The 13,807-nt window shown below is 63.0% G+C and carries 12 protein-coding genes; 5 read left to right on the top strand and 7 right to left on the bottom strand.

The features are described 5' to 3' along the window. Nucleotides 1-86 precede the first annotated feature (86 nt). Complete coding sequence (gene glpD, locus B0G71_RS01150) at nt 87-1,616, bottom strand: glycerol-3-phosphate dehydrogenase (RefSeq protein ID WP_116139198.1); 1,530 nt, start codon at nt 1,614-1,616, stop codon at nt 87-89. Nucleotides 1,617-1,817: 201 nt separating this feature from the next. Between glpD and B0G71_RS01155 the strand changes: the two genes are divergently transcribed. Next, entirely contained in the window at nt 1,818-2,192 is a 375-nt protein-coding gene (locus tag B0G71_RS01155) for a hypothetical protein (protein WP_116139199.1), read from the top strand. Between the two features lie 74 nt (nt 2,193-2,266). On the opposite strand, the gene B0G71_RS01160 is transcribed toward B0G71_RS01155, so the two are convergent. The 3 genes from B0G71_RS01160 to B0G71_RS01170 form a co-directional block, all read right to left on the bottom strand. Continuing rightward, nucleotides 2,267-2,896: a TetR/AcrR family transcriptional regulator gene (locus B0G71_RS01160; RefSeq protein ID WP_116139201.1), complete on the bottom strand. Its 630-nt coding sequence runs from the start codon at nt 2,894-2,896 to the stop codon at nt 2,267-2,269. Between the two features lie 212 nt (nt 2,897-3,108). Continuing rightward, nucleotides 3,109-3,306, bottom strand: coding sequence for a hypothetical protein (locus tag B0G71_RS01165; protein ID WP_166679045.1), 198 nt, complete (start codon nt 3,304-3,306; stop codon nt 3,109-3,111). Between the two features lie 305 nt (nt 3,307-3,611). Then, nucleotides 3,612-4,391, bottom strand: a complete 780-nt coding sequence (locus B0G71_RS01170) for a DeoR/GlpR family DNA-binding transcription regulator (RefSeq protein WP_116118247.1) — start codon at nt 4,389-4,391, stop codon at nt 3,612-3,614. Nucleotides 4,392-4,740: 349 nt separating this feature from the next. Here B0G71_RS01170 and ggt point away from each other — a divergent pair, with 349 nt between their 5' ends. The 4 genes from ggt to B0G71_RS01190 all read left to right on the top strand — a co-directional run bounded on the left by ggt (nt 4,741) and on the right by B0G71_RS01190 (nt 9,737). After that, nucleotides 4,741-6,378, top strand: a complete 1,638-nt coding sequence (gene ggt / locus B0G71_RS01175) for a gamma-glutamyltransferase (RefSeq protein WP_116139203.1) — start codon at nt 4,741-4,743, stop codon at nt 6,376-6,378. Between the two features lie 191 nt (nt 6,379-6,569). Continuing rightward, nucleotides 6,570-7,934, top strand: a complete 1,365-nt coding sequence (locus tag B0G71_RS01180) for an MFS transporter (protein ID WP_116139205.1) — start codon at nt 6,570-6,572, stop codon at nt 7,932-7,934. Between the two features lie 347 nt (nt 7,935-8,281). Then, nucleotides 8,282-9,109 carry a ferritin-like domain-containing protein gene (locus B0G71_RS01185; RefSeq protein ID WP_106284131.1) on the top strand — a complete coding sequence of 276 codons (828 nt, stop codon included), beginning with the start codon at nt 8,282-8,284 and terminating at the stop codon, nt 9,107-9,109. Between the two features lie 103 nt (nt 9,110-9,212). Next, nucleotides 9,213-9,737 (top strand): hypothetical protein, encoded by a 525-nt coding sequence (locus tag B0G71_RS01190; RefSeq protein WP_116139207.1) that lies wholly within the window; start codon nt 9,213-9,215, stop codon nt 9,735-9,737. A gap of 186 nt (nt 9,738-9,923) precedes the next feature. Here B0G71_RS01190 and B0G71_RS01195 read toward each other — a convergent pair whose 3' ends face one another. The 3 genes from B0G71_RS01195 to B0G71_RS01205 form a co-directional block, all read right to left on the bottom strand. Next, nucleotides 9,924-11,468 (bottom strand): DEAD/DEAH box helicase, encoded by a 1,545-nt coding sequence (locus B0G71_RS01195; RefSeq protein WP_116139209.1) that lies wholly within the window; start codon nt 11,466-11,468, stop codon nt 9,924-9,926. Between the two features lie 215 nt (nt 11,469-11,683). Beyond that, nucleotides 11,684-12,304 (bottom strand): hemolysin III family protein, encoded by a 621-nt coding sequence (locus B0G71_RS01200; RefSeq protein WP_116118242.1) that lies wholly within the window; start codon nt 12,302-12,304, stop codon nt 11,684-11,686. 194 nt (nt 12,305-12,498) lie between these two features. Then, nucleotides 12,499-13,797, bottom strand: coding sequence for a cytochrome c (locus B0G71_RS01205; RefSeq protein ID WP_116139211.1), 1,299 nt, complete (start codon nt 13,795-13,797; stop codon nt 12,499-12,501). Nucleotides 13,798-13,807: the final 10 nt, after the last annotated feature.

The following is a 13,807-nucleotide window of genomic DNA, read 5'->3' on the forward strand; positions in this document are numbered from 1 at the left end:
ATGATGCGGCCCCGCGTGGCCCAGCCGAGGGGTGAATCGATGCGGTTGTTTTTACTGCGGCGAGCGCGCCGCGTGGCGATGTCTGACTATGCGCTCTGTCGCTCAGGCTCGCGAGCGAACCACGCATCAATATCGCGTGTGATCGAATCGAGCGTGCCGGGTTCGACGTGCAAGCCGAGTTTCGAGCGGCGCCACAGCACGTCCTGCGCACTACGCGCCCATTCGGTGTCGCGCAGGTACGTCAGTTCCGCTTCGTAGAGACCTGGTGCGAAGGCACGGCCGAGATCAGTCACGGAACGCGCATTGCCGACCACATGCTTGACGCGCGTGCCGTAAGCGCGGGCGAGGCGATGCGCAAGATCGGCCGGCAGCCATGCATGCTGCTGCTTGAATTCGCTCAGAAAGCGCTCGAAGTTGGCGTTCGGAATGTCGCCGCCGGGCAACGGTGCGCCGGCCGTCCACGAAGCCGCGTCGTGGCGCAGCGCTTGCGCGAGTTTGTCGACGGCTTCTTCCGCCAGTTTGCGGAAGGTGGTGATCTTGCCGCCGAACACCGACAGCAGCGGCGCTTCACCGGCGGGAGCGTCGAGTTCGAGCGAGTAGTCGCGCGTGACCGCGGACGGATTGTCAGCCCCTTCTTCCTCGAGCAGCGGACGCACGCCCGAATACGTCCAGCGCACGTCGGCCGGCGAAATCTTCTGCTTGAAGTAGCGGTTGATCGAGTCGCACAGGTACTGCGTTTCGTCGGCGTTGATCGCCACTTGCGACGGGTCGCCGCGATATTCGAGATCCGTCGTGCCGATCAGCGTGTAATCGTGTTCGTACGGAATCGCGAAGATGATGCGCTTGTCCGGATTCTGGAAGATGTACGCGTGATCGTGATCGAACAGGCGCCGCGTGACGATATGGCTGCCTTTCACGAGTCGCACGCTGTGCGACGCGGCGCGGCCGAGCGCGCCTTGCAGCAGTTCGCCGACCCACGGGCCCGCAGCGTTCGCAATCGAGGCGGCGCGCACGTCCAGAATCGTGCCGTCCGAGCGTTTGAGTTGCGCGCGCCATTCGCCGCCCGCGCGCACGGCGCTCAGCAGCTTGGTGCGCGTAAGGATTTTTGCGCCGTGCTCCTGCGCATCCAGTGCGTTCAGCACGACGAGGCGCGCGTCGTTGACCCAGCCGTCCGAGTACACAAAGCCGCGCTTGATCGAATCGACCAGCGGCGCGCCCGCCGGATGATTGCGCATCACGATGCCACGCGAGCCAGGCAGGAGTTCGCGTTTGGCCAGATGGTCGTACAGGAAGAGGCCGGCGCGGATCAGCCAGGCCGGGCGCAGATCCGGCATGTGCGGCATCACGAAGCGCAGCGGCCACATGATGTGCGGCGCGGCGCGCAGCAGCGTCTCGCGCTCCTGCAGCGCTTTGCGCACCAGGCCGAACTCGCGATATTCCAGATAGCGCAGGCCGCCGTGGATCAGCTTCGTGCTGGCCGACGACGTATGCGCCGCCAGATCGTCCTGTTCGCAGAGCAGCACCGACAGGCCGCGGCCCGCCGCATCGCGCGCGATGCCTGCACCGTTGATCCCGCCGCCCACGACGAGCAAATCGTATCTCGAGCCTTGCGTCACCTGCTGTGTCCCCTGCGTCGTGTCCGGAAAACTGTTTGGAAAACCTATCGAACCGATAGTGTTCGTTTTCGAACTCTAATGAACATATTCGAAAAAGTAAAGTTCGGTTTGTTTGGGCGCCCCTCTAACGGTTGTCCGGGTAGTGGCGCAACGCGCGGCCACGGACGATACTCTCGGCAGCAGCCATTTCGAGGTGAATTCATGCGTGGACTTTTGATGATCGGCGCCGCTACGCTTCTCGCGGGGTGCGTCAGCTCGCCGAGCCTGAGCGGAACGAGGGGCGCGCCTTCGTTCGCGTCGTTGCAGCAGATGTGCAGTCCCCAAACGGTCGACTACGGCAACGACGCGCAAGGCGTCTACGCGGCGATGTTCGACGCGTACGTGGCGAACCGCAGCGGCAAGCTGTCGAAAGAGGATTTCTGCGCGTTTCAGACGTCGATCGCGCAGCATTACACGAGCCAGGGTGTGAGCACCGATCCGCAGGTGCGTAACCAGTGGGTGACGTTCTTCACCGAGCAGCGGGCTAAGGCGTTGAGCTGGCGCGCGACCGTCGATCCGACCTTGCGCAACGGTTAAGCCCAAGCGCGAGCGCCGTCGTTCGGCTCGCTTGTCGCCATTCGTGAACCGGTCTGTTTCGCGCGCAGTGAGCGCTAGGCGCGTTGCGGCTGTGCGCCGCGCCACAGCATGCGGCGAATTTGCGCGAACACGGCTTCGCGGGTCGGCGCATTGCCGGCGCCGGCAGGTTGCTGCGCCTGAGGCAACGGCAACTGATTCGCCAGCGTCAGCATGGTGAAGCCGTGCAGACTCGCCCAGTACGCGTAACCGATCAGTTGCGGATCGCCTTCCATAATGCCCGCCGCGACGAGCTGCTCGAAGTGCTCGCCGAGCATGCGCCACGCGCGCTGCGAGGCGGCGGCAAGTTCCGGATGGACGCTGGCATTCTGAGCCAGATCGAACATCAGCCGATAGGCGTGCGGTTCGTCGAGCGCGAACGCCACGTAGGCTTCGCTCACCGCCGAGTGATCCATCTCCGGGGCAGTCTTCGCGGCCGCTTCGAGGCGCGCCGCGAAGCGGTTGAATGCCGCGGCGCGCACCATCGCGAGAATCTCCTCCTTGTCGCGGAAGTAGCGGTAGGGCGTCATGGCGCTGCAACCGAGTTCTCTCGCCAGTTCGCGCATTGTCACGCCCGCCGCGCCACGCGTCGCGAACGCATTCTCGGCCACGCGCCGCATGGCCTCGCGGAATTGCTGGATGTCGTCGGGGGAGAGCGTTTTGGGCATGCGCGAGGGCAGAAAGTCCGTCGCGTCAATTTACTGTGTAAATGATTTGGGCACAACAAAGCGGACGCCGGAAGGCGTCCTACGTTTCACGCGAAGAGAAAGATTTCAAAGTTGCAAGGGCGAGTGCGATGAAAGCGCGGCGCGTGCGCCGTCCCGGCGGCGGACGGGAATCGCTCGTCCGGCCGCAAGACGCAATGATGAAACCCGCAAAACTAGGAAAGGCGCTTGATGGCCCGCAACGCGCTATCGCCGATTTCAGTCACGCGCCATTGTTCGTTGCCCGACGCGAGCCGTTCGAGTTGCACCAACTGGCGTTCCAGAAGGGCGTCGAGTTCTTCTCGCTCCATATCGACCTGGTTCGGAGCATCCTTGACGAGCAACAACGTGGCGAATTCATGCGGACTTAGCATCGTTCTCTCCATGTCAAGCAAACGCGGACGGCCTTGCCGGCGACTGGCTCTTGCCAGTGAAGTCCGCAAAGAATCAGGCGGGAGGTACGGCTCTAACGAAAGTTTGATGCAACGGCGCTACGCAGAATGCGGAAAAGTACGCCGGGAACTGGAGTGTAGTCATCCGCACGTTAAACACCAAATCCGCCCCAGTAAATTTTCCCTTTGACAATTGGGTGCATGGGAGGCGGTTAGGAGCCGCGGCCAGATCCTTGATTTCACTCGAAGTTTCGCGTGCGCTGCAACATGGCGAAAAACGCCTGGCGTCAGCCGGCGATATATACCTGGCAGTTGGCGGCCGCGAGCGTCTCGGTCATCTCGGCGGGTGGTGCGATGTCCGTGAACAACGCGTCGATCTGATCGAGATGGCCTTGGCGAACCAGAGCGGGGCGGCCGAATTTGGAGTTGTCGGCGGCGAGGAAAACGGTGCGTGCATGCTGGATGATCGCTTCGGCGACGCGCACCTCGCGCGTGTCGAAATCGCGCAGCGTGCCGTCCGTTTCGATGCTCGACGTGCCGATGATCGCGAAGTCCACCTTGAACTGGCGGATGAAATCGATCGCCAGTTCGCCGACGATCCCCTTGTCCCACGGCCGCACGATGCCGCCCGTCACCAGCACCTCGCAGTCCGGATAGCCGCTCATCATGCTGGCGACGTTCAGGTTGTTGGTGATCACGCGCAGGCCGCGATGGCGATTGAGTGCGCGCGCCACTTCTTCGGTGGTGGTGCCGAGGTTGATGAAGAGCGACGCCTGATCGGGAATGTGAGTGGCCACTAGCGCCGCGATGCGCCGCTTCTCGTCGTGAAACATGCGCTGACGCGCCGTGTAGGAGACGTTTTCGGAGCTGGTCGGCAGACTGGCGCCGCCGTGATAACGGCGCAGCAGGTTCATGTCGGCGAGCCAGTTCACGTCGCGGCGGATCGTCTGCGGTGTCACGTCGAAGTGGGCCGCGAGGTCGTCCACGGTCACGAAGCCGTCGCGTTGCACCCACTCCAGCAGTTCCTGTTGCCGGGCATTGAGAGTCAGGCGGGGGTCTCGGGTCATGTGTCTCGGTTCGTGGGTTTTTTGTCGGCGCTGCCCGCCGCCGGCGCGCCAGGCTGGCCGGTAAGCGGGTGATGCGTGAGCGGGGTGAGCGTATTGTAAGACCATCGCGCGCCTTGTCTGCCAACTCGTGCGACATGCATGGGCAACAAGACGACCGCGCCCGGATCTATTCAGGCTATTTACGCATTTATTCATTTGATAAATGAATTTGTTTTTTGGGCCGGATCACGATGCAATCCGGGGTTCCTCGGTTGATTCGCGCTTCACCTCGCCTCACCCCGCGTTCGATCCGTTTCCAATGGCTTCCGGCGTTTCCACATGCCGGGCCGTGCTTTCGAGAGTGTTCGACATGACTGGCTTCAACTGGCAAAACCCTTACCCGACGCCGCGTCTGCCTGTATTCGCGCGCAACATCGTTTCGACTTCGCATCCGCTCGCGGCGCAAGCCGGCCTGCGCATGCTGTGGAAAGGCGGGAATGCCGTCGATGCGGCGATCGCGGCCGCCGCGGCCATCACCGTGGTCGAGCCGGTCTCGTGCGGGCTGGGTGGCGACGCGTTCGCGCTGGTGTGGGACGGCAAGAAGCTGCATGGCCTGAATGCGTCGGGCGTCTCGCCGGCGGCGTGGAACGTCGACTATTTCAAGCGCAAGTACGGCGAGGAAAACGGTCTCGCGAAGCAGCCGAAACGCGGCTGGGACGCGGTGACGGTGCCCGGCGTGATCGCAGGTTGGGAAGCGCTGCATCAGAAATTCGGCACGCTGCCGTTCGCGGACCTGATGGAGCCGGCCATTGAAATCGCCGAGCGCGGTCACGCGGTGGCGAGCATCGTCGCTTATAAGTGGGCGGCTGCCGTGCCGGAACTGAAGGATCTGCCGGGCTTTGCGCAAACCTTCATGCCGCGCGGCCGCGCGCCGGAAGTGAGCGAACTGGTGCGCTTCCCCGGCCACGCGAAGACGCTGCGCAAGCTCGCCGAACAAGGCCCGCGTGCGTACTACGAAGGCGAGATCGCTGAACGGATCGCCGCGTTCGCCCGCGAAGGCGGCGGCGCGCTGACGCTCGACGATCTGCGCAACTACAAAGCGGATTGGGTCGAGCCGATCGGCAAGGATTATCGCGGCTACACGGTGCACGAAATTCCGCCGAACGGGCAGGGCATCGCGGCGCTGATCGCACTGGGCATCCTCGAAAAATTCGATGTGAAGGAACTGGCGGTCGACAACGTCGAGTCGCAGCACTTGCAGATCGAAGCCATGAAGCTGGCCTTCGCCGACGTCTATCGCTACGTCGCCGATCCGCGCTCCATGGAAGTCACGCCGGAGCAGATGCTGGACGACGCGTACCTCACCTCGCGCGCCAAACTGATCGATCACAAGCGCGCCACGCAGTTCGACTTCGGCATGCCGAAGGCCGGCGGGACCATCTACATGTCGGTGGCTGACGAGCGCGGCATGATGGTCAGCTTCATCCAGTCGAACTACATGGGCTTCGGCTCGGGCATCGTGGTGCCGGATAGCGGCATCGCCATGCAGAACCGTGGCTGCGGATTCTCGATGGACCCGAAGTCGCCGAACGTGGTGGAAGGCGGCAAGCGGCCGTTCCACACGATCATCCCGTCGTTCCTCACGCAGCAGGTGGATGGCCGGCAGGAAGCGGTGATGAGCTTCGGCGTAATGGGCGGCGACATGCAACCGCAAGGTCACCTGCAATCCATCGTGCGGATGCTCGACTACGGTCAGCAGCCGCAGGCCGCGTGCGACGCGCCGCGCTGGAAGGTCAATCGCGACTTCACGATCGACATCGAATCGACGCTCGATCCGAAAACCGCCGAGGCCTTGCAGAAGCTCGGCCACACGATCAAGTCAGTCGACGATCCGTATATGGACTTCGGCTCCGGCCAATACATCTGGAAGCTCGATCGCAACGATCCGGATCGTGGCTATGTCGCGGCGAGCGATAGCCGCCGTGACGGGTTGGCCGCGGGGTTCTAAGCAGGCATCCATGCGCGAGGCAGGGCGCCGCTCGAAACGGCGCTTCGCTGCGTGCGCAGGCGATGCCTTAGCGCGCGTTCCGCTGCACGCTAAAGGCCCGCGCAAATCAAATACACCGGTTGCCGGCGTTGTCTCTCGCACGCCAGGCATCTGGCATCCGGCATCGAGTATCAGACAGAGTAGGAGACATCATGCAGACCCACGCGTCGCCTTCGGCGACAGCTTCCCCTCATTCCGCACCCGCGCCGCTTTCCAAAGCGATGGTGCGGCGGATCGTGTTTTCGTCGTCGGTCGGCAATGCGCTCGAGTGGTTCGATTTTCTGGTCTACGGCTACTTCGCGACCATCATCGCCAAGCAGTTTTTCCCGATGCAGGACGAGTGGCTCTCCACGCTGCTCGCTATCGCCACCTTCGGCATCTCGTTTCTGATGCGGCCGCTGGGCGCGGTCGTGCTGGGCATCTACGGCGACCGCAAGGGCCGCAAGGCGGCGCTGACGCTCGCCATCGCGCTGATGATGGTCGGCACTTTCACGATGGCGATGATGCCGCCGTATGCATCGATCGGTATCGCGGCGCCAATTCTGATTCTGCTCGCGCGGCTCGTGCAAGGATTCGCGGTGGGCGGTGAGTTCGGCAGCGCGACGGCGTTCATGGTCGAGCATAGCGCGTCGCGCCGCGGCTATTACGCGAGTTGGCAGTTCGCGAGCCAGGGGCTTGCCGCGATTACGGCCGCCGCGTTCGGCTCGTTGCTGACCGCATGGATGCCGCCCGCGCAACTGAACGACTGGGGCTGGCGCCTGCCGTTCGTGTTCGGTTTGCTGGTCGGCCCGGTGGGCTATTACATCCGTTCGCATCTCGACGAAACGCCGGAGTTCCTCGCGCTGCGCGAGGCACGCGAAGCGGCCGGCGCTCGCTCGACGGCAAACGCGGAGAAGGACGCGTCGTTCGCGAGCCAGTGGGTCAACCTGCTGCTTGCGATCGGCATCGTCGCGCAATCCACGGTGGGCGTCTATGTGCTGCAGCTTTACATGCCGATGTACGCCGTCAAGCAATTGCACATGCCCGCGGCGGCATCGTTCGGCGTGGTGGTGCTCAACGGCGGCTTGCAGTTCCTGCTCTCGCCGGTGATGGGCGCGTTGTCCGATCGCATCGGCCGGATTCGCATCATGCTGACCACCTCGATTCTGATGGGCACGCTGATCTATCCGATGTTCGCGCTGCTGCAGTCTCATCCGACTGTCGGCTGGCTGCTCGTGTTGCAGGGTACGGCGGGAATTTTCAAGGCCGCTTATTCCGGACCGATGCCCGCGCTGATGTCCGAAATCTTTCCGACGCAGGTGCGCTCGACCGGTCTTTCAATCGGTTACAGCATCGGCGTGACGATCTTCGGCGGCTTCGCGCCCACTATCGTCGAAACGTTCATTCATTTGACCGGCGACAAACTTGCGCCAAGTTATTACGTGCTGATTGCCGCGCTACTGTCGGGTCTCTCGCTCGTGGTCGTGGCGTGGCGCATGCGCCGCGTGCGTCTGACGGGAGGCGTTCAGATGGCCTGAGCGCAGGCCTTGCGCCGTTGAATCAAAGCGCCGCTACGCCCGTCCAACCTGACTGACGAGCGATCGTCGCAAACTCAAGCCAGCTCTTCAGCTGGCTTTTTTTGTGCTCCGTGCGATGCGCTTTTGTCCGGTCGAATGATTCGACTACCGCGCCATTGGAACTGCGGCGCGTCGGCATGGTCTGTGCTCTGTTATCTGCAGAGTTGCGAAACACCGACTAAGATGCAGGATACAAGGGGTTAACTCTAATTCAAGGCGCTGTATCAGACACGGCGGACCGGCCCGGCCGAGAGCGGGCGGTCTCGAGCATGCTCCGCGAGTCGATACAGCTTTCGGAGCAAGACACGATGCATACAGAGCTGAACCATGTCATGCCCTGGCGGATCGAGGACATCGACCTCACCCGCATTGATCGGCAAAAGGCCGTCGCTAACGAAGACTTGCTGCTGCTGCTGTGCGCGTCTTCGTTTATCGAAAGCGGCTCCGATCTGTACACCAGCAATCTGAGCACTTTCTTTAACGGCGATCCTGAAGTCTCGGCCTGGCTCAACCAGGAGTGGGAGCCGGAAGAGTTGCAGCACGGTCGCGCGCTCAAGACGTATATCGCTTACGTGTGGCCCGAATTCGACTGGGACACGGCATTTCGTAATTTCATGGAAGAGTATTCGCTGACCTGCTCAGTGGAGGACTTCGAAAAGACCCGCGCGCTAGAGATGGTCGCGCGCTGCGTGGTGGAAACCGGCACCGCGACCTTGTATCGCGCGATCGGCGAATGCTCGGACGAGCCCGTGCTCAAGCAGATCACCGACAACATCCGCACTGACGAAGTGCGTCACTACAAGCACTTTTTCAAGTACTTCAAGAAGTACAACAAGATCGAAGGCAACGGCCGGCTGGCTGTGCTTGGCGCGCTTATGCGCCGCGTCATGGAGATCAAGAACGAAGACTCGGAGATCGCCTTGCGGCACGTCTTCGCGACTCGTTATCCGGAGCGCGTGCACGACTCGACCTACAACCGTGCGCGCGCGGCGCGGATCAATGCGCTGGTGCGGCGCAATCTGTCGGCCGACATGTGCGTCAAGATGCTGCTCAAGCCGCTGAATCTGCCGGCGCGCATCCAGCCGGGCGTGCATTACCCGCTCGCCAAGATCACGCAGCACGTGTTCTTTCGCTGATCGCCTGGCGTGAATCACCGGCGTTGCAAATGGCCCGCTTAGGCGGGCCATTTGCTTTTCGAGGCATGATGCAGACTGGCTCACTTCTCATCCCATCGACATCATGAGCGATTCCCCCGCACCCGAACGTCCAGTCGAACAGAACGTGTTCGATGAATGGCCCGATGCCGTACGCGCCTTGTTCGACGGTTCGTCGCTCGCGGGCAAGACGGGTTTCACCGCGTCGCTGCTGAGCGTCGATACGAATGGCCATGTGCGCACGTCGCTGCTTGGCGTCGGCGAGTTGTACGCGCCTGATTCGCGCACGTTATGCATCGCGCTATGGCCGCAAGCGAGGGCGACGCGCGCCATCGCGCACAGCGGACGGGCGGCGCTTACCTTTGTCTGCGACGAGGCGTTCTATCAGGTGCAGTTGCTGATGACGCCGCTAGCGAGCGTCGCGGGCGATGTGAGCGGGCTTGTCTATCTGCACGGCTCGATCGACACGGCGGAGGCGCAAAGCGTTCGTTATGCGCGCCTGACGAGCGGCATTACGTTCGAACTGGAAGGGGACCGAGAGGCGGTACTCGATCGATGGGAACAGCAGATCGAGCACCTGAAGCAAGCGGCTGCCGCGGCGGGCCGCTAGTCCTCGATGCGAGGACAACGGCCATAGATGGGTGAGCGGCGTGCTGCCGTCCGCCGTCCTTGGTGCAAGGACAACGGCCGGCGAGTGTGTGCCTTTTAGGCCTGGCGGCTATGTTGCCTGCTGCCGCCGGCCCGTCGTGCTTAGCGCAACGACAGCGGCCAGCGACCGTGGGCTAAGCCTCGAAGCTTAACGGCCGCGCTGACCGCTGCGCGTGGGCTGGCCACCGCGCGGCGCCTCGTTGCGCGGCTTGGCACCGCCCAGCAACGCACCCGGATTGCCGCCTTGCGGTTTCGCGGCTTGCGGCTTGCGCGGCGCATGCTGCGCGGCGCTGCCCTCATGCGCGACGGCGCGCGGCCGGTCGTCGTGACGCTGACCGTCGCGACGCGGCTGGCCGCCATTGCCGGCCGGCTTCGCACCATGCGGCTTCGGTTGCTGTTGACCGTTCGCCGGGCGTTGACCCGAGCGCTGCGCCGGCTTCGCGGAACCCGCTCCATCACGTTTCGGTGCGCCTTGACCCTGACGCGGCGAACGACCGCCACCGCCACCACCCTGGCCGCGACGCAGGATCGGTTCCGGCTTCGCAGTCGGATCCGGTTCGAAACCGGCGATCACTTCCTGCGGCACCGGGCGCTTGATCAGCTTCTCGATGTCCTTCAACAACTGCAGTTCGTCGACGCACACCAGCGAGATCGCCTCGCCCGTCGCGCCCGCGCGGCCCGTGCGACCGATGCGGTGCACGTAGTCTTCCGGCACGTTCGGCAGATCGTAGTTCACCACGTGCGGCAGTTGATCGATATCGATGCCGCGCGCCGCGATGTCGGTCGCGACCAGCACCTGCAGTGTGCCGTCCTTGAACTCGGCGAGCGCGCGTGTGCGGGCCGACTGGCTCTTGTTGCCGTGAATCGCCAGGGCGCTGATGCTGTCTTTGGTCAGCTGTTCGGCAAGACGGTTGGCGCCGTGCTTGGTGCGCGTGAACACCAGCACCTGAAACCAGTTATGTTGCTTGATCAGATGCGTGAGCAGTTCGCGCTTTTTGTCGCGATCCACCGGGTGAATCTTCTGCGCGACCGTTTCCGCCGTCGTATTGCGGCGCGCGACTTCGATCAGCGCCGGCGAGTCGAGCAGGTTGTCGGCGAGCGTCTTGATCTCGTCGGAGAAGGTGGCGGAGAACAGCAGGTTCTGCCGCTTCGGCGGCAGCTTCGCCAGCACGCGTTTGATGTCGTGGATGAAGCCCATGTCGAGCATGCGGTCGGCTTCGTCGAGCACGAGAATCTCGAGATGCGACAGGTCGATGGTCTTCTGCTGCATGTGATCGAGCAAACGGCCCGGCGTCGCGACGACGATATCCACGCCGCTGCGCAGTGCGCCGATCTGCGGATTGATGCCGACGCCGCCGAACATCACCGTCGACTTGAGTTTCAGATACTTGCCGTACGCGCGCACGCTTTCTTCGACCTGCGCGGCCAGTTCACGCGTGGGCGTGAGAATCAGCGCGCGCACCGCGCGCTTGCCCGAGCCGGTCGTAACGGCGGGCATGGTGTTCAGGCGTTGCAGGATCGGCAACGTAAAGCCGGCAGTCTTGCCGGTGCCGGTTTGCGCGCCGGCCAGCAGATCGCCGCCGTTGAGCACGGCGGGAATCGCTTGCGTCTGGATCGGAGTCGGGGTGGTGTAGCCGAGTTCGTGTACAGCGCGGACCAACGGTTCGGACAAGCCGAGGGAATCAAAAGACATAAAAGATCTTTGCAATGCAGTTTCGCGGACGGACACACCTGAGTTCAGGCAGGCATGAACGCGGCATGAACACACCGGCATGGCGTGTTCGAGGCCGAAGCCCAGTTCCGTTCGCAGAGAAATCGGCGGCACGCGCGCAAACGCGTGCCGAATGCTTCAACGCGCTATGCAGACACGTTGACTGGCCTTAAGTTGCATTTCGCCGCCGTGGGGTGTCATGCGACGTAGCGCGCGACACTGACGAATTGACACAGACTGCCCGCCAGTACGAACAGGTGCCAGATACCATGTCCATGCCGGATGCGCTCGTCGTTGATGAAGAAGTAGATGCCGACGCTATAGATGACCCCGCCGGCCACGAGCCAGGCGGTACCCGCTGCCGGTAAGGCTTCAACCAGCGGGCGGACGGCAACGAGCGCGAGCCATCCCATCAGGACATACAGCACCATCGAAACGCTGCGGGTGCGTCGCCCCAGCGTCAATTCCTGCACGATGCCGAGAGCGGCAAGCCCCCAGCTTACGCCGAATAGCGACCAGCCCCACGGTCCGCGCAATGTGACGAGCGTGAACGGAGTGTAGCTGCCGGCGATCAGCAGGTAGATCGCCGAATGGTCGCATTTCTGCAGAACCGCCTTCGCGCGCGGATTGCGCACGCTGTGGTAAAGCGTCGAGATAGCATACAGCACGAACAGCATCGCACCGTACACGCTGAAGCTGACCACCTTGTACGCGTCGCCGTCGAGCGCGCCCATCGTCACGAGCGTTGCAAGACCCGCCACCGACAGTACGGCGCCGACGAGGTGGGTAATGCTGTTGAAACGCTCCCCGGCATGCACGATTCTTTATCTCCTGCCCAGTTTCATAAGCGCTCCCGGATCTGTCGCTGCGCGCCGACCCCGCAGGGTGAGAAAACTAGCAGCGGCCCGGCGTTTATCTCAGGGTAAATACTCCCCTATGATACCGGTCCTTCAAAAACGAAGGGCGCGGCCGCGAATTTCGCAGGCCGCGCCCCGGGTGCAACGAACGCTGCTTAGTCGAGCGGCGCCGAACGCAGATCGGACACTTGCTGCGGCGACACGGCCGTACCGTGGTTGCCCCAGGACATACGGATGTACGTCACAACCGCCGCGACTTCCTGATTCGACAGTGCTTGTGCGAACGGCGGCATGCCGTACGGATGCGGGTTGGCATCCGTGCTCGGCGGGTATCCGCCGTTCAGCACCATACGGATCGGGTTGACCGCCGACGGCATCTGAATCGACTGGTTGTTCGCGAGCGGCGGGAAGGCCGGCGGCATGCCGAGGCCGTTTTCCGCATGGCACTTCGCGCAGTTGTCAGCGTAGATCTTCTGACCTTGCTTCAGCAGTTCGCCGCCGAACTTTTCAGACGTTTCGAGCTGCAGCGACTCAGGCGCTTCGCTCTTCTGCGGAATCGTCTTCAGGTACGTGGCCATCGCGTTGATGTCCGCGTCCGACATGTACTGCAGGCTGTTGTGAACCACTTCGGCCATCGGACCGAACACCGCGCCGCGATTCGACACGCCGGTCTTCAGCAGATCGGCGATGTCTTTGGTTTCCCAGTCGCCGAGGCCGGCTTCCTTGTTCGACGTGAGCGACGGTGCATACCAGTTCTGCAGCGGGATCAGGCCGCCGGCAAATGCCGCCGAGCTGACCGGGCCGCCCATGGCGTTGATCGACGTGTGGCACATGCCGCAATGGCCGAGGCCTTCGATCAGATACGCGCCACGGTTCCATTCGACCGACTTGGTCGGATCCGGCTTGTACTCGCCTTCACGGAAGAACAGCGTGCGCCAGCCGATCAGCATGTTGCGCTGGTTGAACGGGAATTTCAGTTCGTGCGGACGGCTCGGCACGTTCACCGGCGTGACCGAACGCAGATACGCGTAGATCGCGTCCGAGTCGGCGCGCGTGACCTTCGTGTAGCTGGTGAACGGGAAGCCCGGATACAGCAGGCTGCCGTCTTTCGAACGGCCGGTGTGCATGGCGCGATAGAAGTCGTCCTGCGTCCACTTGCCGATACCGTACTGGTCGTCAGGCGTGATGTTCGGCGTGAACATCGTGCCGAACGGCGTGGCCATGGGCAGACCGCCGGCGAACTGCTTGCCGCCGCGCACCGTGTGGCAGGCGATACAGTCGCCGGCACGTGCGAGATACTCGCCTTGCTTGATCAGCGCGGCCTGGTCGGCGGGCGTTGCCGCCATGGCCGTGCCGTTATGCAGATGGTCGCCGCCCGACCACAGGACGGGAACGAGTGCGGCAGCCGCAACGACGACGACTGCCGAGAGGGCGAACAAAGACTTGCGTTTCATTTGAGTGTCT

The organism is Paraburkholderia sp. BL27I4N3, assembly GCF_003386115.1.
Classification (GTDB): Bacteria; Pseudomonadota; Gammaproteobacteria; order Burkholderiales; family Burkholderiaceae; genus Paraburkholderia.